General features: G+C 66.4%; 25 protein-coding genes. 8 read left to right on the plus strand and 17 right to left on the minus strand.

All coding sequences use genetic code 11. From position 1 onward, the window contains the following. Positions 1-8 precede the first annotated feature (8 nt). From AC07NI_RS23210 to AC07NI_RS23220, 3 genes are all read left to right on the plus strand, one after another. A complete protein-coding gene (locus AC07NI_RS23210; protein WP_494623557.1) occupies positions 9-371 on the plus strand; it encodes a lysozyme inhibitor LprI family protein in 363 nt (120 codons plus the stop codon). Between the two features lie 117 nt (positions 372-488). Then, positions 489-1,157 (plus strand): superinfection immunity protein, encoded by a 669-nt coding sequence (locus AC07NI_RS23215; RefSeq protein WP_494623559.1) that lies wholly within the window; start codon positions 489-491, stop codon positions 1,155-1,157. A 115-nt stretch (positions 1,158-1,272) separates the two neighbouring features. After that, positions 1,273-2,250: an NAD(P)H-dependent flavin oxidoreductase gene (locus AC07NI_RS23220; RefSeq protein ID WP_494623561.1), complete on the plus strand. Its 978-nt coding sequence runs from the start codon at positions 1,273-1,275 to the stop codon at positions 2,248-2,250. A 46-nt stretch (positions 2,251-2,296) separates the two neighbouring features. On the opposite strand, the gene AC07NI_RS23225 is transcribed toward AC07NI_RS23220, so the two are convergent. Continuing rightward, the gene (locus tag AC07NI_RS23225; RefSeq protein WP_494623563.1) at positions 2,297-2,722 is read right to left on the minus strand and encodes a helix-turn-helix domain-containing protein; all 426 of its coding nucleotides are present in this window, start codon (positions 2,720-2,722) and stop codon (positions 2,297-2,299) included. Positions 2,723-2,803: 81 nt separating this feature from the next. Here AC07NI_RS23225 and AC07NI_RS23230 point away from each other — a divergent pair, with 81 nt between their 5' ends. After that, entirely contained in the window at positions 2,804-3,022 is a 219-nt protein-coding gene (locus tag AC07NI_RS23230) for a helix-turn-helix domain-containing protein (protein ID WP_494623565.1), read from the plus strand. Here the strand turns inward: AC07NI_RS23230 and AC07NI_RS23235 are convergent. The 15 genes from AC07NI_RS23235 to AC07NI_RS23305 form a co-directional block, all read right to left on the minus strand. Continuing rightward, complete coding sequence (locus AC07NI_RS23235) at positions 3,019-3,255, minus strand: helix-turn-helix domain-containing protein (protein WP_494623567.1); 237 nt, start codon at positions 3,253-3,255, stop codon at positions 3,019-3,021. The genes AC07NI_RS23230 and AC07NI_RS23235 overlap by 4 nt on opposite strands. A gap of 57 nt (positions 3,256-3,312) precedes the next feature. Beyond that, a complete protein-coding gene (locus AC07NI_RS23240) occupies positions 3,313-4,827 on the minus strand; it encodes a class I adenylate-forming enzyme family protein (RefSeq protein WP_494623569.1) in 1,515 nt (504 codons plus the stop codon). Between the two features lie 44 nt (positions 4,828-4,871). Beyond that, a complete protein-coding gene (thcA, locus tag AC07NI_RS23245) occupies positions 4,872-5,630 on the minus strand; it encodes a Thoeris type III anti-phage system protein ThcA (protein ID WP_494623571.1) in 759 nt (252 codons plus the stop codon). Then, entirely contained in the window at positions 5,549-6,709 is a 1,161-nt protein-coding gene (gene thcB4 / locus AC07NI_RS23250; protein WP_494623573.1) for a Thoeris type III anti-phage system protein ThcB4, read from the minus strand. The genes thcA and thcB4 overlap by 82 nt, the downstream gene beginning before the upstream one ends. Before the next feature lie 39 nt (positions 6,710-6,748). Beyond that, on the minus strand, positions 6,749-7,330 hold the full coding sequence (locus AC07NI_RS23255; RefSeq protein WP_494623575.1) for a toll/interleukin-1 receptor domain-containing protein: 582 nt from the start codon (positions 7,328-7,330) through the stop codon (positions 6,749-6,751). Between the two features lies 1 nt (position 7,331). Further along, entirely contained in the window at positions 7,332-7,811 is a 480-nt protein-coding gene (locus AC07NI_RS23260; RefSeq protein WP_494623577.1) for a TIR domain-containing protein, read from the minus strand. A 233-nt stretch (positions 7,812-8,044) separates the two neighbouring features. Beyond that, complete coding sequence (locus AC07NI_RS23265) at positions 8,045-8,773, minus strand: hypothetical protein (RefSeq protein ID WP_494623579.1); 729 nt, start codon at positions 8,771-8,773, stop codon at positions 8,045-8,047. Between the two features lie 125 nt (positions 8,774-8,898). Further along, entirely contained in the window at positions 8,899-11,157 is a 2,259-nt protein-coding gene (uvrB, locus tag AC07NI_RS23270; RefSeq protein WP_494623580.1) for an excinuclease ABC subunit UvrB, read from the minus strand. A gap of 84 nt (positions 11,158-11,241) precedes the next feature. Further along, on the minus strand, positions 11,242-12,741 hold the full coding sequence (locus AC07NI_RS23275; protein ID WP_494623582.1) for a hypothetical protein: 1,500 nt from the start codon (positions 12,739-12,741) through the stop codon (positions 11,242-11,244). Between the two features lie 18 nt (positions 12,742-12,759). Beyond that, on the minus strand, positions 12,760-13,332 hold the full coding sequence (locus AC07NI_RS23280) for a hypothetical protein (protein WP_494623584.1): 573 nt from the start codon (positions 13,330-13,332) through the stop codon (positions 12,760-12,762). Positions 13,333-13,341: 9 nt separating this feature from the next. Further along, positions 13,342-14,217, minus strand: a complete 876-nt coding sequence (locus tag AC07NI_RS23285) for a DNA/RNA non-specific endonuclease (protein WP_494623586.1) — start codon at positions 14,215-14,217, stop codon at positions 13,342-13,344. Positions 14,218-14,240: 23 nt separating this feature from the next. After that, the gene (locus AC07NI_RS23290; RefSeq protein ID WP_494623588.1) at positions 14,241-14,714 is read right to left on the minus strand and encodes a hypothetical protein; all 474 of its coding nucleotides are present in this window, start codon (positions 14,712-14,714) and stop codon (positions 14,241-14,243) included. A 12-nt stretch (positions 14,715-14,726) separates the two neighbouring features. Next, positions 14,727-15,050: a hypothetical protein gene (locus AC07NI_RS23295; RefSeq protein WP_494623590.1), complete on the minus strand. Its 324-nt coding sequence runs from the start codon at positions 15,048-15,050 to the stop codon at positions 14,727-14,729. A 156-nt stretch (positions 15,051-15,206) separates the two neighbouring features. Then, the gene (locus tag AC07NI_RS23300) at positions 15,207-15,644 is read right to left on the minus strand and encodes a DUF1810 domain-containing protein (protein ID WP_494623592.1); all 438 of its coding nucleotides are present in this window, start codon (positions 15,642-15,644) and stop codon (positions 15,207-15,209) included. Between the two features lie 20 nt (positions 15,645-15,664). Beyond that, the gene (locus tag AC07NI_RS23305) at positions 15,665-16,561 is read right to left on the minus strand and encodes a LysR family transcriptional regulator (RefSeq protein ID WP_494623594.1); all 897 of its coding nucleotides are present in this window, start codon (positions 16,559-16,561) and stop codon (positions 15,665-15,667) included. Positions 16,562-16,679: 118 nt separating this feature from the next. Here AC07NI_RS23305 and AC07NI_RS23310 point away from each other — a divergent pair, with 118 nt between their 5' ends. Both AC07NI_RS23310 and AC07NI_RS23315 read left to right on the plus strand, forming a co-directional pair. Further along, positions 16,680-17,420, plus strand: a complete 741-nt coding sequence (locus AC07NI_RS23310) for an SDR family oxidoreductase (protein ID WP_494623596.1) — start codon at positions 16,680-16,682, stop codon at positions 17,418-17,420. A gap of 32 nt (positions 17,421-17,452) precedes the next feature. Next, complete coding sequence (locus AC07NI_RS23315; RefSeq protein WP_494623598.1) at positions 17,453-18,352, plus strand: SDR family oxidoreductase; 900 nt, start codon at positions 17,453-17,455, stop codon at positions 18,350-18,352. Between the two features lie 129 nt (positions 18,353-18,481). Here AC07NI_RS23315 and AC07NI_RS23320 read toward each other — a convergent pair whose 3' ends face one another. Next, entirely contained in the window at positions 18,482-18,859 is a 378-nt protein-coding gene (locus AC07NI_RS23320) for a VOC family protein (protein WP_494623600.1), read from the minus strand. Positions 18,860-18,996: 137 nt separating this feature from the next. Between AC07NI_RS23320 and AC07NI_RS23325 the strand changes: the two genes are divergently transcribed. After that, a complete protein-coding gene (locus tag AC07NI_RS23325; protein WP_494623602.1) occupies positions 18,997-19,326 on the plus strand; it encodes a PadR family transcriptional regulator in 330 nt (109 codons plus the stop codon). 35 nt (positions 19,327-19,361) lie between these two features. Next, on the plus strand, positions 19,362-20,333 hold the full coding sequence (locus tag AC07NI_RS23330; protein WP_494623604.1) for a hypothetical protein: 972 nt from the start codon (positions 19,362-19,364) through the stop codon (positions 20,331-20,333). Positions 20,334-20,478 lie beyond the last annotated feature (145 nt).

Raw genomic sequence — 20,478 nt, forward strand, 5'->3', positions numbered from 1 at the left:
CTGATCGGATGATCAACGCCCTCGTCGTCGCCCTGCTGTTGTCCGCTCAGCGCCTGTCGGCCAGCGAGGAGATCGACAGCCGTTGCGGCGGCTCGACCCCGGAGGTGCAGATCTGCGCCGCCGGTATCCTCGACCGCGAGGACGCCCGCCTCAACCGCGCCTACAAGGCCGCAATGGCGCGGCTGAAGCCGGCCCGGCAGGCCTCCCTGCGCGCCGAGCAGCGCCAGTGGATCAAGGACCGCGACACCGAGTGCGACGCCGAGTACGAGCAGGGCGGCACCCAGGCCGGCATCCAGGCCACGGCCTGCCGGGCGTTCCTGACCCAGACGCGCGCCGACGAACTGGAGCGCCTCGGACGCCCGTCGCGATAGGCGAACCCGTTTCGAGAGCGCGGCCTTGCGGCCCGTTCCAATCGCCCGCTAGAACTTAACCTTGGGGTGAGTGGGCGTGTCTGGCCCGCTCCGACAATTGGTAGGGGGAGTTTCCACATGGGCACGACGCTCGGCTTCATCATCGGCATCGCCATCTATTTCATTCCAACCTTCCTGGCCTTCTCGCGAGGCCACAAGTCCAAGATCGGCGTCACGCTGTTCAACCTGTTCCTCGGCTGGACGCTGCTGGGCTGGGTGTTCGCGCTGATCTGGGCCCTCGGCGGGCGGTCGCCCAAGAAGGAACAGGAAGCCGACGCCGTGGCCGAAGCCGCGGGCGTCATCGCCGCGACCGGGGCCGGCGGCCGGATGACCTTCAACGGCCGTGAGGTGACCATCACCCGCAAGGGCGTCAGCGCGTTCCTGATCCATGGCGCGGCGGGCGAGAAGTCGATCGCCATCTCGTCGATCAACGCCGTGCAGCTGCGCGGCGTCGGCGGCGGTCTGCGCGGCTATCTCCAGCTGACCGTGACGGGCGGCGTCGAGAAGCGCGGCGGCGCGTTCAATGCGGCCAAGGACGAGAACAGCGTGCTGTTCGACAAGGCCGACCAGCAGGCCTTCGAACGTCTCGCCGAGGCGATCAAGACCGCGATCCACGACGTGCGCAAGCCGACCGTGGTCAACGCCATCAGCGAGGCCGACGAACTGGCCAAGCTGGCCGAGCTTCGCGACAAGGGCGTGCTCAGCGAAGAGGAATTCGCCGCCAAGAAGGCCAAGATCCTCGGCTGATCCGGCTTCCCGATGCGCTGCTCGACCGGCGCATCGGGGCTTGCCTGACCCTACGGTCACCCTCGCATAGTCCCTCGAAACCAGAGGGAGCGCCTCGCGGGGCGATATTGGGCGCATGGCCATCAAGACCCGTTTCACCGAGATGTTCGGCGTCGAGCATCCGATCGCCCAGGGCGGCATGCAGTGGGTGGGCAAGGCCGAGCTGGTCTCCGCCGTCGCCAACGCCGGGGCGCTGGGCTTCCTGACCGCCCTGACCCAGCCGACGCCCGAGGCGCTGAGCAAAGAGATCGCCCGCTGTCGGGAGATGACCGACAAGCCGTTCGGCGTGAACCTGACCATCCTGCCGGCCATGACCCCGCCGCCCTATGCCGAGTACCGCGCGGCGATCATCGAGAGCGGGATCAAGATCGTCGAAACCGCCGGCTACAAGCCGCAGGAGCATGTCGATGACCTCAAGGCCCACGGGGTCAAGGTGATCCACAAGTGCACCGCCGTCCGCCACGCGCTCAGCGCCGAGCGGATGGGCGTCGACGCCATCTCGATCGACGGCTTCGAGTGCGCCGGCCATCCGGGCGAGGACGACATCCCCGGCCTGATCCTGATCGCGGCCGCCGCCGACAAGGTGAAGATCCCCATGCTGGCGTCGGGCGGCATCGCCGACGCGCGCGGCCTGGTGGCGGCCTTGGCCCTGGGCGCCGACGGGGTCAACATGGGCACCCGCTTCTGCGTCACCCAGGAGGCCCCGATCCCGATGGCCTTCAAGGAACAGATGGTCGCCAACGACGAACGCCAGACCGACCTGATCTTCCGCACCCTGCACAATACGGCCCGGGTGATGCGCAACGCCGTCAGCCAGGAGGTCGTGCAGATCGAGCGGGCCGGCGGCGCCAAGTTCGAGGACGTCGCCCACCTGGTCGCCGGCACGCGCGGCCGCGACGCCCTGGCCAAGGGCGACACCGACGGCGGCATCTGGAGCGCCGGCATGGTCCAGGGGCTGATCCACGACGTGCCGACGGTGAAGGAACTGGTCGACCGGATCGTGGCGGAGGCCGAGGTGCTGATCCGTGGGCGGCTGGCGGGGATGGTGGGGTAGGGGCGGCTATTTCTCCTCCCCCAGAGGGGGAGGAGAGTTCAAGGCCTCATCGCTCCGCCCCGATCGCCCGCGCCAGCGCCGTCAGCCGGTTCCGCACCGGTCCCGACGGCAGCCGCAGGAAAGCCTCCGCCAAGGCCGGCCCGTCCGGCGTGGCGATCATCTCGGCGACCAGGTCGCGGCCTCGGCCATCGTCGGGGTTCTCCGGCTCCGGCAAACCCTCGAAGAACCGCGCCACCGGCAGGTCCAGCACCAGCGACAGGGCGTGCAGGGCCGAGGCGCTGATCCGGTTGGTCCCGCGCTCGTACTTCTGCAGCTGCTGGAAGCTGAGCCCCAGCCGCTCGGCCACCGCCATCTGGGTCAGCGCGAGCGCCCGCCGACGCGCGCGCAGCACCTGGCCGACATGGCGGTCGACGGGGTGGACTCCGCTCCCCGCACCAGTGGCGGGGTCCGGACGGCGAACTTGACGACCCATGCGTGCGCTCCTCGACCTCGGCGCGAAAAATACACACTGAAGGTGTGTAGATGCGGGAAGCGACCAAGGCAAGGGTCGCGCGTGTCCGACGATCCCGACCTGACCGCCCTGGGGCGTGAAATCCGCGACCGCCGCAAGGCCCGCAACCTCAGCCAGGAAGCCCTGGCCGAGCTGGCCGGACTGCACCGCAACTATGTCGGCCTGCTGGAGCGCGGCGAGCGCAACCCCAGCGCCACCACCCTGTTCCAACTGGCCCGCGCCCTGGGCGTGCGGCTGTCCGAGCTGGTCGGCAAGCTCTAGGCTCCATCCTCCTCGTCCATCGCCGACAGCAGGTCTCCGACCGCGACCTCCAGCGCCCGGGCCAGCCGCGCCAGGCTCGCGTAGTCGGGATCACGCCGTCCGGCCTCGATCGCCGCCAGCGCGTCCGCATCCATCCCCGCCGCTTCCGCCAGCCGGGCCGCGCTCAGCCGCGCCGCCTCTCGGCGCTCGCGGATCCTTCCACCCAGCCTCTGCAGCGGAGACGGCGCGTTCATGGAATGTTCTAGTCATGAGCGAGTATCGGCGTCAACTCGCCTTTTGAGCCCGAGCCGCTAAGAGGCCAGCAGTCCGGCTTTCAGCGTCTTGCGGTCCAACTTGCCGACGGCGGTCTTGGGGATCGCCTGCGCCAGCACCACGCGGTGCGGCTTCTTGTACGAGGCGATCTGGCCGGCGACGTGGGCGATCAGTTCGGCCTCGGTGACGGTGGCGCCAGGGCGGGGGACCACGACGGCGGTCACCGCCTCGACCCACTTGTCGTCGGGCAGGCCCACCACGGCGGCCTCCAGCACGGCCGGGTGGCCGGTCAGGGCGTCCTCGACCTCGCGCGGATAGATGTTGTAGCCGCCCGAGATGATCATGTCCGAGGTGCGGTCGCGCAGGTGCAGCAGGCCGCCGGCGTCGAACACCCCGACGTCGCGGGTATGGACCCAGCCGTCGGCGTCGAAGGTCTGGGCGGAAAGCTCCGGCGCGTCGAAATAGCCTGCCGCCGCCGTCGGCGAGCGCACCAGGATCTCGCCGGCCTCACCGGGCGCGACGTCGCGGCCCTCGGCGTCGACGAGCCGGATCTCGACGTCCGCCGCCGGCCGCCCGCAGGCGCCCAGCTGCTCGCCGTGATGGTCCTCCGGTCGCAGCACGGCGATGCACAGCGGGACCTCGGTCTGGCCGAAATACTGCCAGAACTTCTCCTGGCCGAACCGCTTGATGGCCCGCTGGATCACCGCGCGCGGCATCGGCGAGGCGCCGTAGATGATCCGCTCCAGCGACGAGACGTCTGCGGTCTCAAGGCCTGGATGCTCCAGCAGCATCTGCAGCATGGTCGGCACCAGGTTGATCGCCGTGACCCGATGGCGGGCGATGGCGTCCAGGAACTCAGGCGGCGCGAACCCCGGCAGCACCACGCTGCGCCCGCCGCGCAGCCACAGCGGCAGGACGAACGTGCCGCTGGCGTGGATCAGCGAAGCCGCGTGCAGCATCGCGTCGTCAGGCCCGGCCGGGAACAGGTTCAGCAGCACGTTCCGGCAGATCGCCGCGTACGAGGCCTGCGTGTGCTGCGCCGCCTTCAGCACGCCGGTGGTGCCGGAGGTGTAGAGCGTGATGATCACGTCCTCCGGCCGCGCGTCGCTGGGCGGGGCGGTGGGGTCCTGCGTCCGCGCCAGGGCCAGCAGGTCGGTTTCCAGGTGCAGGCAGACGAGCTCCGGCCGCAGGGCCTTCAGCGCGGCGGCCCGCTCGGCCAGGTCCGCCCCGAACACCAGCACCCCGCACCGCGCCTCGTCCAGCATCCGCGCGTGCTCGGGCGCAGACAGGCGGGCGTTGAGCGGAACCCGGTTCACCCCAGCCTTCACGCAGGCGAAGTCCAGCGGGACGGCGTGGAGGGAGTTGTTGATCAGCAGCGCCACGCGGTCGCGCGGCGCGACCCCGGACGCATGGAGGGCGCGTGCGAGGCGGTTCGCGAGGGTGTTCACCTCGGCGAAGGTCAGGTGGTGGTCACCGGCCACGACGGCGATGCGGTTGGCGTGCTGGAGGGCGCCGCGCTCAATGAGGTCCAGGGTGGTGGGGCCGTGGGACATGGGCGTGGGCCTCTAGGGTAAGAGGTTGCTGCTGATGCGGTTGCTCAGGGGTGCTCTATAGTTCGGCCAGCATGCCAGTAGCGTTGTTCAATCGTGGCTGGCTGTTCCTCGGGTATTTTGTAACGAAGCTCACGTGGTGAGACGCCTAAGCGTCTGTGAAGAAGGCTGACGTAGTCGAAATTAGTGCGTAGTTCATCGTCAATATCAATAGAGCGGTTGGCCAGTTCTAGTGCGGCTCCGCCCGTCGATGCAAGTACAATTTTAGGTACTTTAGGGTGATGCTTAGAAAATAGATCGTATTCGTCAATAATGCCCTGCATGCCGCCGATAAAGGCTGCTGCTTCAAATTCATTTTCGGAAAACATCCTTTCTCGCATGGTCAGCAGGCTTTGTTCTCGGTCGCCGCCCGCATCCTTTGTGAAAGTTACATTTCCAAAATGAGCATTTTCCTCCGGGAAATCCTCTTCGAAATAGCGTGATTGGTAGAGCTTTACCCAACGACCATAGTTGACGCCAATCTCGCTCGCGACGACCCATATCATGGGTGTAATCGCAGGTTGGCCACCCCATACTAAGCGGCGTCGACCCAGCACTATATGGACCAGAGCTGAAACAGCTGTGCCGATACTGACTACGTCCGCAGTAGCGGAAAATTCAGCATTTCTCGGGTTTGACGGGGAGTGAGGCACGCCGGCAGAGAGAAAAATGGACCCAGCCATCGCTACGCCTCCATGGCCGCGAGGGACCACGCTGCTTCCGAAACCTTGATCGCGCGAACGGACTTGATCTGTTCGTCTAGCCATTGAAGATGTTCATTCCAAGCCTCTTGGATACCGACATGATCGTATACTAAGAGAAGGCTTTCTACCTGTTCTGCCCGCCGAGCTTTCTCGGCGACATCATACAAAGCTTCAGCGTTTGGGACGCCAACAATTGGATATGCCCAGACCTTTTTTCCGTCGTAGAGGCGAATTGCAATGGAGCGGTGAGCGCCAATTCCTTCGAAGCTGCCTGAAATTCTCTCGACTTCTGCTCTTAATTTTCCAGTAATCGATGTGTATCGCGCGGAGATACTCCTGCTGCGCAATCGTTCTACTGAAATATTGATTGTTTCAGCGATCTCTGGAGTTAGTGGCCCGCTTTCGCTTTGAAGGTCGATGTTCTGGAGGTAGATGGTTTCCGACAAATTTGTCAGTTTGTTGGGAGTGACGTCCGGCCAGACTACTCTAAGTACCTGAATTTCCTTTGCGCGGGCTCTTCCAATCTCTTGAACTGTCCATCTGCTTTCAAAGTAGGTCCGCGTATCGAGCATGACCATTACATCTGAATCGACTAGCTTATGCCAAAGGACGTTTTGAAATGGCTCTCCGGGACGGATGTCATGTGTATCCAGGAAAACGTCGAAGCCGCGTTCACTTAGCAGGTCGTGAAGTTGTAGAGCTGCGGGGCGAGATTCGGAGCGCCTATAGCTAACGAAAATCCGTCTCTGGCGGCGAAGTAGGCCGATGCATTCGAGAAGCGCTGTGGCGAGTGCGGTCATTTCTACGTCATCGTCTCTACGCCGCAGGCCGTTTGCTGCTTGCAATAGGCTAGGAATTTCTGTTGCGAAGTCTCCGCTCTGAGCAATTGTGGGGATGACGGGGACGTTGGCTCCTACTAATGCGCGTGCTGCAGCCTCATCGGCAGTGGAGGGGCCGCCAAAGAAAGCTGCGGCGCATGCAACCCGAAAGTCGCGGCGGGAAATTGTAGAACTGTCGTGAATGATGATGTCGTCGCCGACAGACAGGCCGAATTCTGCAACCATAATAGAAATTGTAGCTGTGAGAGTATTCTTTTCTTTATTGGAGGCGTTTCCTAGAATGGCTAATTCGTAAACGCTCATAGTGATTGCGACCTATTTCTATGTGTTTATGTTGCTCGTTTATATTTGTGGGCGAAGTTTATCTACGCCATCTCGCCACCGCGAGAATGGAGCATACATTTGGCTGTCGCGATTAATCCATATTGACTTATTGGTTTGTCCAGATGTGGGGGCTAGGTCGGCATAGGGGTAGAGGCCAAGGTACTCTTCGCCTTTAAGATTTACTGGTGTTACGCCGCCGCTAATTGGGAGAATTGCAACGTTACCATTGAATCCGTCGAAGTATCCAAGCTCCCATGGCATCCATCTAGATTTGGTCGCATTAGTCGAGTGTGCGTAGAATAGTGCGCGCGATTGTCGCATGCGAATTCTGAGCTTTTCGGCGGTTGCACTTGTGACCTGACTTCTATCGAGATTGGGGTCGTCGATCCAATCAACGTAGACAGTTTGACCAGTTTTTTCGAGAATGATTTTCACGCCAAGGATAACATCGCCATCCAGTCTAGAGTGCGAGAGAAAAATATCGAACGATGTTCTAGGTGTGCTAGCTTGTTCTCTCAGAATTGAATCTGCGCTTTTCTGAAGACTAAAGCGTTGGGTTGCCGCTGCTTGACGTGCTTCACTTTCAGTGAGGATGGCCATGTTAGCGCCCCGCAGCTTTTGCGGCCGCTTCGACCCAAGTCGAGAGGTTCTGATAGCCGTTACCGGCAACCCAGTCATAGGTCGGATAAACGCGGTCGAGTGTGACGCCGGCGCTGGTGCTCACCTGACTTAGTGGGTTCATTCCCTGAGTGTCTGTGCCGCTACGGGGATCTTTAACATCATGAATATCGACCGCGATTAGCCCCTTTTTCAGTTCGACGCTTTTGCGGATTTCGTAGAGAACCCACTCTCGGCTGTAAGTTTCCGCACCAAACAGCACAACTGTAACCGATGTTCCTTTGAGTTGCTCATCAATCCAGTTTCGAATACCTCCGGCCCGTCGCTTTGCCTCTTCGAATGCTGCCGCATCGTAAAAGGGAGGGGCCTCTGATTGTGGTCTGGTAACCCAAGAGTTGCGTACTTGCATTACTCGCATGACGTCGCGGGAATAGTGAAAGCTGAAGAATACCCGACGGACCATTATACCCTCCCCTTATTTCAACTTTGGGTTGCGATGTAAATTGAGCGTCTTTTCAGGAGCATAAGCTTTACCTTAAGATTGCTCAACTGATAGGCGTTTCAGTGCGTATGTACCCGAATAGGGTCGTGGTCCGTCAAAATGGGACGTGGGGTATGGCGCTGCCTGCGATGTGGGCTGTGGTCAGATGATATCGCGGCCTCTTTGGCTAGAATCGAATTGTTCTCGAACTCCTTCTACCGCCCCATCACCCCCTGAAACCGCGCGTAATCCTCCGCGTTCAGCCGCTCCGCCCGAGCCCTCACGCACTCGACGTCATGCGTCTCGAACCGCGACACGCCCGCCGCCCTTAGCGCCGCGTCGATCGGGGCGATCGCGTGCACCCAATCTCGCGTGCTGTCTCGGTCCGGCGACAGGCGCGCCACGCGCTTGTCCGGGAAGGCGACGTCGTAGTTCAGGTGGTGGGTGTAGTGGACGTCGTGGTAGCGGTCGTACCATTCCTCGGTGATGCAGCTGGTCATCACGCGCGTGGCCTGGCTCCAGGCGAGGCGGTCGACGGTGACGCCGTCCTGGATCCATTCGGGGCCAGCCTCGGTGGCCAGGGCGATGCGGTGGCCGTAGGTGAGGTGCTCGACCAGGCCGGCCAGGCCGATCAGGCCGCAGAGGGCGAAGGTCAGGGCCAGGCGCTGGTTCAGGGGCAGCTTGGGCACGACCTGGCGCCAGACGAGGCCCCAGGCGCCGGGCAGCACGGCCAGCGGCAGGAACGGGACCAGCCAAACCCAGCCGGTCAGGGCGGGCTCGTCGCGCCAGTGGATCAGGTGGTCGGGCCGGGCGGCCAGCATGCCCATGACCCGCAGGTTGCCGTCGCGCCAGAAGAGGTAGAGCAGGGCGAGGCCGCCCAGGACCAGGATCGTGGTCAGCAGGAGGCCGCTGGCCTGGTCGAAGATGTCTTCGCTGTCGTCCATGCGACGGAGCTTGACGATCTCAGGTTGAGATATGCTTGCGCTGTCCCCCTCCACCGCCGTTCGGCGGTCCCCCTCCCCCAAGAGGGGGAGGAGAGGGGAGCTTCCTCTCGCCGGCGGTGCGGCGCCTACCGCCGCTTCTTTCGGAACTCTTCCGCCTTCTCCTGGCGGATCTCCGCCCGCAGGCGCTTCGGGGCCGACTTGTCGACCTCGTCGCCGGTCGCCGAGAGCACCTCGTTGGCGAATTCCAGGTCCATCAGCTTCATGCGCTTGATCTCGTCGCGCAGGCGGGCGGCCGTCTCGAACTCCAGGTTCGCCGCGGCCTCGCGCATCTTGGCTTCCAGGTCCTTGAGCGCGGCCTTGAAGTTGTCGCCGTTGAACGGGCGGTCGTCGGTTTCGGACATGCCCATCGGCACCAGCACGCGGTCGCCGCGCTCGTAGGGGCTGTTGAGGATGTCCTTGATGTCGCGCTTGACGCTCTCGGGCGTGATGCCGTGCTCGATATTGTAGGCGTGCTGCTTCTCGCGGCGGCGGGCGGTCTCGGCCATGGCCCGTTCCATCGAGCCGGTGATGCGGTCGGCGTACAGCACGACCTTGCCGTCGACGTTCCGCGCCGCCCGGCCGATGGTCTGGATCAGGCTGGTCTCCGAGCGCAGGAAGCCTTCCTTGTCGGCGTCGAGAATGGCCACGAAGCCGCACTCGGGGATGTCCAGGCCTTCGCGCAGCAGGTTGATGCCGACCAGCACGTCGATATTGCCCATCCGCAGTTCACGGATGATCTCGATGCGCTCCAGCGTATCGATGTCGGAGTGCATGTAGCGGACCTTGATGCCCTGCTCGTTCAGATATTCCGAGAGGTCCTCGGCCATCTTCTTGGTCAGCACGGTGACCAGGGTGCGGTAGCCCTTCTTGATGGTCTGGCGGATCTCGTCGACCACGTCGTCGACTTGGCTGGCCCCGTCCTTGGCGACCGGGCGCACCTCCACGGGGGGATCGATCAGGCCGGTGGGGCGGATCACCTGCTCGGCGAAGACGCCGCCGGCCCGTTCCAGCTCCCATGAGGCCGGGGTGGCGCTGACGTGCACCGACTGCGGCCGCATGGCGTCCCACTCCTCGAACTTGAGGGGGCGATTGTCCAGGGCCGAGGGCAGGCGGAAGCCGTACTCGGCCAGGGTCCATTTGCGGTTGCGGTCGCCCTTGTACATGGCGCCGATCTGCGGAACCGTCTGGTGGCTCTCGTCGGTGAACAGCAGGGCGTTGTCGGGGATGTATTCGAAGAAGGTCGGCGGCGGCTCGCCCGGCTGGCGGCCGGAGAGGTAGCGGCTGTAGTTCTCGATGCCGGCGCATGAGCCGGTGGTCTCGATCATCTCCAGGTCGAAGGTCGTGCGCTGCTCCAGGCGCTGGGCCTCCAGCAGCTTGCCGTTCTCGACCAGCCAGGCCAGGCGCTCCTTCAGCTCGGCGCGGATGGCGATGATCGCCTGGCGCAGGGTCGGGCGCGGGGTGACGTGGTGGCTGTTGGCGTAGACCTTGATGGTCTCCATGTCGGCGGTCTTCTTGCCGGTCATGGTGTCGAACTCGGCGATCGACTCGACCTCGTCGCCGAACATGGTCACGCGCCAGGCGCGGTCCTCGTAGTGGGCGGGGAAGATCTCGATGGTGTCGCCGCGCCGGCGGAAGGTGCCGCGCTCGAAGGCCACCTCGTTGCGCTTGTACTGCTGGGCCACCAGGTCGGCGATCAGCTGCTTCTCATCGACCCGATCCCCCACCGTCAGGGTGAAGGTCATGGCCGTATAGGTCTCGACCGAGCCGATGCCGTAGATGCAGCTGACCGAGGCCACGACGATGACGTCGTCGCGCTCCAGGATCGCCCGGGTGGCCGAGTGGCGCATGCGGTCGATCTGCTCGTTGATCGAGCTGTCCTTCTCGATGAAGGTGTCGGTGCGGGGGACGTAGGCTTCCGGCTGGTAGTAGTCGTAGTAGCTGACGAAGTACTCGACCGCGTTCTCCGGGAAGAACGACTTCATCTCGCTGTAGAGCTGGGCGGCCAGGGTCTTGTTCGGGGCCAGGATCAGCGCCGGTCGCTGGGTGGCGGCGATGACCTGGGCCATGGTGAAGGTCTTGCCCGAGCCCGTGACGCCCAGCAGCACCTGGTCCTGGTCGCGGTTGTTGATCCCCTCGACCAGCTCCTTGATCGCCGTCGGCTGGTCGCCGGCGGGCTGGTACTCACTGACCAGCTTGAACTTCTTGCCACCCTCGGACTTGTCCGGTCGCGCGGGGCGGTGCGGGGTCCACAGCATGGGCATGGTCGCGTCGGCGACGTCCTGGACGACGTCCATGACGAAGGGCGTGGAGACGTCGGAAACGCCGCTATTGGGGGTGCGAGGCATGGCCCCAAGTTAGGAGCGGCGGTCGCCGAACGCTAGAGGGGCTGCTGACGGGGAGTGGCAGTAGTGTGGCGGGAGGGGGAGGCGCTAGATCCGTCCCCAGTAGGTTCCCGCCAGCGGCACGGTGAGCACGCGACCCCAGCGGGCGACGGCGGCCTGGACCTCGGGGCGGGCCTGGACGCTTTCGAGGCGGGCGCGGAAGGCCTTTTCATAAGCGGACTCGACGGGCGGCGGGCGGCCCGTGCGGAAGGCCTCCAGCGCTCCGCCGCGGGTGACCGGATCGTCGAGCCGCTGGACATAGAGCGCGGCGGCTTTGTCGAGCTGCTCGGCGCAGATCTGGGCCTTGATCACCGCGCCGGCATTGTCCTTCCAGCGCGGGGCCAGGGTCTCGGCCATGGCGCGGGCGGCGGCCAGGTCGCCCAGCTGGGCCTTGGCGCAGGCCAGGCCCGCGTCGCGCCACATCAGGCCATAGGGCGAGCTCTGCTTCTCCTTGACCGAGTCCAGCACCTTCAGCGCTCGCGCGGCCTGGCCGGCGTTGGTCAGCAGTTCGGCGCGGTTGATGCGCTGGCTGACCCCGTCCTTGCCCTCGGCCTCGATCATCACCTTGTCGGCCGCCTCGTAGCGGCCGACGGCGGACAGGGTGTAGGCGTGGCTGTTCAGCATCCACGAGCGCTGGTCGGCGGCGTCTTCGAAGGTCTCGCCGGCCTTCAGGCGACGGAGGTGGTCCTCGCCCAGGGCCAGGGCCTCGTCATAGCGGCTCAGCGCCCGCAGGGCGTCGATCTCGCTCGCGACATTCATCAGCAGTTCGGGCTGGCGACGGCGAGCCTCGCGCCAGCGCTCCAGGTCGACCGTCTGGACCTTGATCCAGTCGAAGCGGCCGGCGGCCTCCATCTCGGGCCAGATCTTCTCGAAGCGGCGGTCCTGGGCCACGTCGAGCAGCGCGAGCGGGTCCGTCGTGCGGTCCAGCAGGGCGAGGGCCTTGGTCCTGTCGCCCTCCTCGACGGAGATGCGGGCCAGGGTCTGGGCCCAGCCGTTGTCGACGGCGTCGCGGCCCACGGCGTCGCGCCAGGGCACCGCGCGGAGGTGGGTGAGGATATCGGTGGTCAACGCCGTGTCGCCGCGGGCGCGCTCGGTCGCCCAACCGAAGGCGCGCGGGCTGGTGTCGGCGAAGATGGCCGGGTCCACGTCGATCAGGCGGCCGACCGCCGCGATGAAGGTCTTGGGATCGCGGCGGCGCTCGCCGTCGCGCAGCAGCACCCAGTTGGCGGTCTTGATCTCATCGGGATCCTGGGCGATCGGCGCGAGGCGCGCGGCCGCCGAGATCGCGGTGGCGGAGTTCTCCTTGGCGCAGGCCAGGACCATCAGCAGAGCCACGCGCTGGAAGGGCGTGGCGAGGTCCTTCAGCCCCGGATCGGCCTCGATCCGCGCCAGCCGGGCCTCGACCGGCTTGCAGAGCGACGGATCGTTCTTGCCGGTGAACAGGATGTCGGCGACGGCCGCGACCTCGGCCTTGAGGTCTGGCGCCTGCGGAGGCGGCGCGGTCTGGACGGCGAGGGCGGCGGCGAAGGCGAACGGTGCGAGAACCATGACGCGAACACAGCATGTTCACGGGGCTGGAACAATGCGCGGTTGAGCCTGTGGCGTCGCGGGCGATGGCACACGCGGCTGTCGGTCCGCGAGGCCCTCGGCCAGTCCTTCCGTCCAGGGCGAAGCATGCCGGCAGTGGGCGCGGCAAACGAAGAAGCCGTGCAGCTTCGTGATGTCCTCGCGCGTACGCCAGGTCTCGGCGCGCGTGACCCGAGGTTCGAAGGCCAGGGACCACCAATAGCCGAAGTCGTGGCCGAACAGGGCCGGCAGCCTGCGATCATCCAGCATGCGGGCCTCCCGCATGACATTCAGCCGGTGGTAGAACCGCGCGATGACGTGGAGGGCGTCCCGATCGCGCTTGTGGTCGAGGTCAAGCGGGTTGTCGGTTCCATCGAGCGTCCTGAGCACGCCGCGTCTGGCCTGACCTCGGGCTAGCGACATCTCCGGGCCATTGAACTCCTTGAGGAGTTCGGAGGTGTTGGTCAGGCGCGACGAGAATTTTTGCCCGGCATAGAGCGCTATGGGAATGGCGAAGCCCGTCAAGGTGCTCAGCCCAAGCTCCAGCATGTCCTTGTTGGTCAGGACGTCCACGCCGCCCCCCTAATCCCTCACCTCATTCGCGCACCCCTGGCCGTGCCCCCAGAAGCTCCCCTTGCTGCTCTCCAGCACGTTCTGGTCGCGGCGAGGCAGCGCGGCCAAGAAGTCCAGACCCGTCTCGACCTCCAGCTGGCTGATCGGGACGATGAACTTGTCGGAGGGGGTCTTCTTGTAGGGCTTGTTGTCGAGGCGGAAGCCGATCGCGCGGCCGCGCTGGACGTCGTACAGCACCTTGAAGTAGGCGGCCGGCGACAGGATCTTGTACTGGCCCTTGCCGATCCACAGCGAGCTGGAGCCGTAGATCGGGCCGGTGATGACGATGACGTCCTGGTGTCCGCCGCACAGCACGGCCGCGCGCACGTCCTCCTCCAGGAACCGCCACTGGGCGCGGTTGAAGCCCGCCCCGACCTGCGGCGACATGTTGGTCATGTAGAAGCTGTCGTCGGTCTGCGGCTGGCTGGACTTGAAGTCGGCGGCCGGGGCCTGGTGGCCGCGATCGCGCGGGTTGGCCGGGTCGGTATAGTCCTGCGGCGTCGGGCTGAAGCCCTTGGCGTCGGGATCGGCGCGGAAGTTGTCGGCGCGCTTGGCCGTCCCGGTCAGGGCGGCCGGCGACAGCCGCTCGATCACCCAGTCGGGATTGCGCGTCTCCTTGTTGAAGGACACGGCGTAGCCGTCGCGGCAGATCAGGATCTGCCTGGCCAGCGCGTCGTCGCCGCGATGCCGGGGCAGGCCGACCTGGGTGAAGCGGGCCAGGCAGGCCGCCGGGGCCGGATCGGGGCGAGCGCCCTTCTGCGGCGCGCCGGGGGGCGTGGTCTGGGCCCAGGCGAGCGCGGGCGTCAGCGCCAGGATCGCGGCGCCGAGCAGGAGCGAGCGGATCATGTTGGTCTCCTCCCGTAGCGGGATCAGGTCTGCGAGCCGTCGCCGGTGGTGTTGGCCGTGCCGCCGGTTCCGCCGCCGCTGTTGCTGGAGATGCCCTTGGAGACGATGAAGCTGCCGCCGCTGATGCCGATCAGGCCCAGCACGGTCGGCGGCACCTCGACGAAGGCCCCGGCCTCGATCGACAGCAGCAGGAACAGCCCCGCCACCACGAAGGTGAAGATCAGGAACTGGAAGCGCGACAGGCTGGCCTTGACCGGCACGCGGCGCACGGCGGCGGCCACGGCCTCGGCGGACGGGGCCTGGCCGCCCGACGCGGCGATGGCCGCCATCAGGGCCGCCTTCAGCGCCGTCTCGGACGGGATCTCGGCGATCAGCCCGTCCAGCTCGCCGCGCTTGGTGGCCAGCCGCCAGGCGACCACGGCCGCGAAGCTCAGGATGATGGCGACGATGGCGACGCCGACAATGTAGGCCAGCAGGCCCCAGGGCGTGTTGATCATGATGCTTCCCCCTTATGTGCGTTCGTAGAACTTGCCGCCGAGATGCACGCCGAGGCTGGCGGCCAGGATCGAGAGCGCCTCGGTCGGAAGTGTGGGCAGGGCCGTGGCGTGGGCCGAGATCGCCTCCAGCCCCAGGGTCGCGTACCAGCCGGCGAAGCCGACCACGACGCCCAGCGCCTGCAGCCGCGACGGCGACACGCCGCCGGTCTTGGGATTGACGACCAGCCCCCGGATGTCGCCGCCGGAAAAGCCCTTCAGCAGCAGCACGGCCGCGACCATGGCCAGCCAGATCAGCAGGCCGTATTGCGCAAGCTCGGCGACAGGCTTCAGCGACATGCAGGGCCCCGGAGGAGAACGACGCGAACGCTAGCCAGAGGGGGAAGGCGCCGGCCCGGACGCGACGCGCGCGCCCACGGACCCGGCAAGGCTCACGCCCCCGGTACAGCTTGGACGGTCGCGCGAACTTTTCTGAGTGTCAACTCAAAGATGTTTTCAGAGTCGTTCCAGCGTCAGCGGGTCGGCCTGCCCGGCGAAGTACTTGTCCAGCGCCTGCTGGAAGGCCGGCTCTTGCGGATCGGCGGCGCGGAACAGGGTCAGGGATGAGCGCAGCTTCAGGTCGTCGGGCGAGCCGAACACGGCGTTGGCGTCGCGGCCGGGCAGGGCGAGGATGGCCTCGACCGCTTCGACGAGGCGCGGACCCAGCACGGGGTGGGCGAGGTAGGCGCGGGCCTCGTCCAGGTCGGCGATGGCGTAAAACCGGGCGGTGGGGCTGTGGCCCAGGCCGGCGATCTGCGGGAACACGAACCACATCCAGTGGCTGGTCTTCTGGCCGCGGTTCAGCTCGGCCAGGGCGGTGTCGTAGGTGGCCGTCTGCGCCTCGATGAAGCGGCTGAGGTCGTGGCGGGGTGGTGTTCGGGCGGTCTGGGCCATCGCGACGCCTCCTTGCGTCGTCACGCGCTGAGCGGGTCGGCGAAGCGTTTCGCAACCCAGTCTATAAAGACACGAACGCGCGGGGACAGCTGTCGGCTGCGCGGATAGAGCAGCGAAACGGGCGTCGGGGTCGGCGGGTAGCTGGAGAGGAGTTCGACCAGGGTCCCGTCGGCCAGCTGCGCCTCGACGCGGTAGCGGGGCACCTGGATCAGGCCGAGGCCCAGCAGGCCCATGGCCACGGTGTTCTCGGCCGAGTTGACGGTGACGTCTGCGGCGACTGCCACTTGGCGCGGCTTGCCGTCGATGGTCAGCTCCAGCGGGTAGGGGTGTCCGGTCCCGGCCTGCAGGAAGCCGACCATGCGGTGGGCCTTGAGGTCTTCCGGCGCGCGGGGCGTGCCCATGCGCGCCAGATAGGCGGGCGCGGCGCAGGTCACCTCGGGCAGCAGGGCCACGCGGCGGCCGACCATGGCGCTGTCCTCGAGATCGCCCAGCCGCAGCACGCAGTCGACGCCCTCGCGCACCAGGTCGACGAGGCGGTCGCCCTCGGTCATCTGGATCTTCAGCTCGGGATAGCGGGCGAGGAATTCCGGCAGGCCCGGGACGATGAAGCGCCGGGCCAGCGCCCCCTGGACATCGACCCGCAGCAGGCCGCGCGGGGTGCGTTCGCGGAAGGCGCCTTCGGCCTCTTCCAGGTCGTCGAGCAGGCGCAGGCAGCGCTGGTAATAGGCCTCGCCGTCCAGGGTGGGGCTGACCTGGCGAGTGGTGCGCTGGAGCAGGCGGACGCCCAGCCGACTCTCCAGCTGCTGCACGGCCTCGGTGGCGGTCGAGCGGGGCAGGTCGAGATCGGCGGCGGCCTGGGTGAAGCTGCGGCGCTCCACGATCCGGGTGAACAGGCGCATCGCCTCGAACCGGTCCAACCGCTGCGTCTCCATTATTCGGCAATGCGAACAGTCATGTCGTGATTGGCTGAATTATTCAACCGAGGCGAAGGCGCATGGTCTCCCTGCCGACACGAGGTCGGCCGGAGAAACCGAGATGACCCAACAGACTCAGAAGGTGGCGCTGGTGACCGGCGCCTCGGGCGGCATCGGCGCGGAGACCGCCAAGCGCCTGGCCCGCGACGGCTTCGCCGTCATCGTCAACTACGCCGGCAATGCCGCCCCCGCCGAAGCGGTGGTGCGCGAGATCGAGGCCGCCGGCGGCAAGGCCGTCACCGCCCAGGCCGATGTCAGCGACCCCGCCGCCGTCCGCCGGCTGTTCGACAACGCCGAGGCGGCGTTCGGCGGCGTCGACGTGGTGGTCAACAACGCGGGCATCATGAAGTTGGCGAACCTCGCCGACACCGACGACGCCCTGTTCGACCAGACCATCGCCGTGAACCTGAAGGGCGTCTTCAACGTCCTGCGCGAGGCCGCCCAACGCCTGCGCGACGGCGGCCGGATCATCAACCTGTCGTCTAGCGTCGTCGGCCTGCTGCCCACCGGCTACGGCGTCTATGCGGCCACCAAGGCCGCGGTCGAGACCATGAGCGCCATCCTGACCAAGGAGCTGCGCGGCCGGAACATCACGGTCAACTCGATCGCGCCCGGTCCGACGGCGACCAAGCTGTTCCTGGACGGCAAGCCGGCCGAGGTCATCGAGCGCCTGTCCAAGGCCGCGCCGCTGGAACGCCTGGGCCAGCCGGAAGACATCGCCGGGACCATCGCCTTCCTGGCCGGTCCGGACGGCGCCTGGGTCAACGGCCAGGTCCTGCGCGTCAACGGCGGCATCATCTGATCCCGCGCCCCTCCCAAGAAAGGAACAGTGTCATGAGCAAGCAAGTCATCCTCGTCACCGGCGCCTCCTCGGGCTTCGGCGCGCTCACCGCCCGCCAGTTGGCCGACGCCGGCCACACGGTCTACGCCTCGATGCGCGAGACCCAAGGGCGCAACGCCCCGCAGGTCGCCGCTGCCGCCGACTACGCCAAGGACCACGGCGTCGACCTGCGCACGGTCGAGCTGGACGTGGCTTCGGACGCCTCGGTCGAGGCCGGTATCGCGCAGATCGTCGCCGCCAACGGCCGTCTGGATGTCATCGTCCACAATGCCGGCCATATGAGCTTCGGCCCGGCCGAGGCCTTCACGCCCGAGCAGTACAGCCAGCTGTTCGACATCAATGTGCTGTCGACCCAGCGGGTCAACCGCGCCGCCCTGCAGGTGCTGCGCAAGCAAGGCAAGGGCCTGGTGGTCTGGGTGTCGTCCAGCTCGACCCGGGGCGGCACCCCGCCGTTCCTGGCTCCATACTTCGCGGCCAAGGCGGCGATGGACAGCCTGGCGGTGTCCTACGCCAGCGAGCTGACCCGCTGGGGGATCGAGACCTCGATCATCGTGCCAGGGGCCTTCACCAAGGGCACCAACCACTTCGCCCACTCGGGCAAGCCGGCCGACACGGCGGTGGCCGGGGCGTACATGGACGGCCCGTACGCCGGGGTGGCCGAGGCCGCGCTGAACGGCCTGGCCGCGCTGGAGCCGGCCGACGCCGACGCCGGCGAGGTGGCCAAGGCCATCGCGGCGGTGGTGGACACGCCGTTCGGCAAGCGGCCGTTCCGGGTGCACATCGACCCGTCGCAGGATGGGGCGGAGATCGTCAACGGCGTGGCGGATCGGGTCCGGGCGGAGCTGTTCTGGCGGATCGGGTTGCAGGATCTGCTGAAGGTTCGCGCGAAGTGAGATCCTCCCCCGCGATGCGGGGGAGGTGGCCCGGAGGGCCGGAGGGGGCTAACGCGGCGCGCGTCCAGCTTGCCCCCTCAGTCGCTCCGCGACAGCTCCCCCGCATCGCGGGGGAGCATCTTGTCGGCTCTAGTAATTCCCCAGACTCAGCACGTTCCCGTCCGGGTCCTTGAACCACACCACCCGCATGCCGCCGGCCACATGGACGTCGCCGTCGTGGCCCATCCCCGGCAGGTCGTACTTCTCGAACACCACGCCCCGGTCCCGCAGCATCTCGACCGCCGCGTCGAAGGTCTCGCCCAGGGCCCAGGTCAGGACCGTGGCCTTGTTGGTCCCCGCGAACTGCGACTCGTAGACCAGCACCAGGGACTTGCCGGCCTGGAAGGCCTGGACGCTCTCCTGGTCGGAGGGCAGGGGCCTCAGGCCCAGGATCTCCTCGTAGAACGGCCGCGCGACCTTCAGGTCCTTCACCGCCACCGTCGCCTGGGCGTCCTGGTCGCCGAGCATTCGAACATCTCCGTCTGACTTGCCGGAGAAAAGCGCGAAGCCGAACGGCGTTCCGTGGCCGTTGACTCCCCTTCATACTGTGTGGCATACAGTGTGTATCGCACACCATGTGCCACACACTATGCGACACACACCCAATGCCAACCGATACGGACATCTTTGAATCGCTCCGCCAGGAGCTGCGGCGGGGGAGCCTGATCCTCGCCGTCCTCGCCCAGCTGCGGGAGGAGCGGTACGGCTACAGCCTGCGCCAGGCCCTCTCGACGGTGGGCGTGGAGATCGACGAAGGCGCGCTCTATCCGATGCTGCGCCGGCTGGAGACCCAAGGGCTCCTGGCCAGCGAATGGCGCGAGGAAGACAAGCGCAAGAAGCGTTTCTACCAGCTGTCGGACGAGGGCAGGGCCGTGCTGGCCCGCCTCGCCGGCGAATGGCGCGCGATCAACGCCGCCCTCGAGCCGCTGCTGTGAGCGCGGCTTCCAACCATTCCAAGGGGAACAAGACCATGAGCGATCTGATCGATCGTTATCTGGCGGCCGTCGCCGCCCTGCTGCCCAAGGCCCAGCGCCAGGACATCACCGCCGAGCTGCGCGACCTGATCATGAACAAGGTCGAGGAGACGGAAGGCCGCACGGGCCGTCCGCTCGACAAGCGCGACATCGAGGCGCTGCTGCACGAGATCGGCCACCCGATCGCCGTGGCCGGCCGTTACGGCCCGCGCCAGTCGCTGATCGGGCCCGAGCTCTATCCGTTCTGGGAGTTCGCGGTGAAGGTGATGCTGGTCATCGCCGCCCTGGCCAGCTTCGTCCCCGGCGCGGTGCTGCTGGTCATCGGCGACGCCGACGCCCACCGGATCGGCGGGCTGCTGGGCGACTTCACCTCGCTGGCGTTCAGCCTGATCGGCGCTGCCACGATCGTCGCGGCGTCGATCGAGCGCGGCTGGATCAAGGTCGACGAGTTCGCCAAGTGGAAGGTCGCCGACCTGCCGCACATCCAGCCGGGCAAGCCGCTGTTCTCCAAGAGCCGCTTCGACGCCGTGTTCGAGCTGGCGGCCCTGTCGTTGTTCGTCGGCTGGTGGACGGGGGTGGTGAAGTTCCCGATCGGCAACATGTTCGACGCCGGGCGCGGCGACCTCAAGGTCGTGCTGGCTCCGGTGCTGACCACGCTGTGGTGGCCGATCCTGGCCCTGGCGCTGCTGCAGATGGTCTCGGCCGCCCTCACGGCGATCCGGCCGGGCGCGGTGCGGGTGCGGGCCGGCGCCGAGATCGTCTGCGCCCTGGGCGGCCTGGTCCTGGCCGCCGTGCTGTGGCCCGCCCAGCCGCTGCTCACCTTCCAGGCCCCGGACGGCGCCTATGCCGCGATCGGCAACCTGCAGCGCAGTGTCGACCTCTCGATCCAAGTGACGATCGTGGTGATGGCGGCGGTCAATCTGACCACCCTGGCAGTCAACGGATGGCGTCTGGGACGGGGGCGGTAGGGGGAGGCCGAGAGGCCTCCCAAACCTCCGTGTGCAGAGTCTTCGTTGACCACGAATGTTAAGGTTTATGTCGTCGTCGAGTAACGATGCGGCGGCGCCGAAGACGGCTCAGAAATCGTCGAGCACAGGTGCGGCAAGGCTTTTC

It is taken from the genome of Caulobacter sp. GW821-FHT10E02 (genome assembly GCF_059415225.1).

Coding starts and splice junctions, on each gene's coding strand:
- AC07NI_RS23210 (WP_494623557.1), top strand. CDS start 9: ATGATCAACGCCCTCGTCGTCGCCCTGCTGTTGTCCGCTCAGCGCCTG.
- AC07NI_RS23215 (WP_494623559.1), top strand. CDS start 489: ATGGGCACGACGCTCGGCTTCATCATCGGCATCGCCATCTATTTCATT.
- AC07NI_RS23220 (WP_494623561.1), top strand. CDS start 1,273: ATGGCCATCAAGACCCGTTTCACCGAGATGTTCGGCGTCGAGCATCCG.
- AC07NI_RS23225 (WP_494623563.1), bottom strand. CDS start 2,722: ATGGGTCGTCAAGTTCGCCGTCCGGACCCCGCCACTGGTGCGGGGAGC.
- AC07NI_RS23235 (WP_494623567.1), bottom strand. CDS start 3,255: ATGAACGCGCCGTCTCCGCTGCAGAGGCTGGGTGGAAGGATCCGCGAG.
- AC07NI_RS23240 (WP_494623569.1), bottom strand. CDS start 4,827: ATGTCCCACGGCCCCACCACCCTGGACCTCATTGAGCGCGGCGCCCTC.
- thcA (WP_494623571.1), bottom strand. CDS start 5,630: ATGGCTAGACGAACAGATCAAGTCCGTTCGCGCGATCAAGGTTTCGGA.
- thcB4 (WP_494623573.1), bottom strand. CDS start 6,709: ATGAGCGTTTACGAATTAGCCATTCTAGGAAACGCCTCCAATAAAGAA.
- AC07NI_RS23255 (WP_494623575.1), bottom strand. CDS start 7,330: ATGGCCATCCTCACTGAAAGTGAAGCACGTCAAGCAGCGGCAACCCAA.
- AC07NI_RS23260 (WP_494623577.1), bottom strand. CDS start 7,811: ATGGTCCGTCGGGTATTCTTCAGCTTTCACTATTCCCGCGACGTCATG.
- AC07NI_RS23265 (WP_494623579.1), bottom strand. CDS start 8,773: ATGGACGACAGCGAAGACATCTTCGACCAGGCCAGCGGCCTCCTGCTG.
- uvrB (WP_494623580.1), bottom strand. CDS start 11,157: ATGCCTCGCACCCCCAATAGCGGCGTTTCCGACGTCTCCACGCCCTTC.
- AC07NI_RS23275 (WP_494623582.1), bottom strand. CDS start 12,741: ATGGTTCTCGCACCGTTCGCCTTCGCCGCCGCCCTCGCCGTCCAGACC.
- AC07NI_RS23285 (WP_494623586.1), bottom strand. CDS start 14,217: ATGATCCGCTCGCTCCTGCTCGGCGCCGCGATCCTGGCGCTGACGCCC.
- AC07NI_RS23290 (WP_494623588.1), bottom strand. CDS start 14,714: ATGATCAACACGCCCTGGGGCCTGCTGGCCTACATTGTCGGCGTCGCC.
- AC07NI_RS23295 (WP_494623590.1), bottom strand. CDS start 15,050: ATGTCGCTGAAGCCTGTCGCCGAGCTTGCGCAATACGGCCTGCTGATC.
- AC07NI_RS23300 (WP_494623592.1), bottom strand. CDS start 15,644: ATGGCCCAGACCGCCCGAACACCACCCCGCCACGACCTCAGCCGCTTC.
- AC07NI_RS23310 (WP_494623596.1), top strand. CDS start 16,680: ATGACCCAACAGACTCAGAAGGTGGCGCTGGTGACCGGCGCCTCGGGC.
- AC07NI_RS23315 (WP_494623598.1), top strand. CDS start 17,453: ATGAGCAAGCAAGTCATCCTCGTCACCGGCGCCTCCTCGGGCTTCGGC.
- AC07NI_RS23320 (WP_494623600.1), bottom strand. CDS start 18,859: ATGCTCGGCGACCAGGACGCCCAGGCGACGGTGGCGGTGAAGGACCTG.
- AC07NI_RS23325 (WP_494623602.1), top strand. CDS start 18,997: ATGCCAACCGATACGGACATCTTTGAATCGCTCCGCCAGGAGCTGCGG.
- AC07NI_RS23330 (WP_494623604.1), top strand. CDS start 19,362: ATGAGCGATCTGATCGATCGTTATCTGGCGGCCGTCGCCGCCCTGCTG.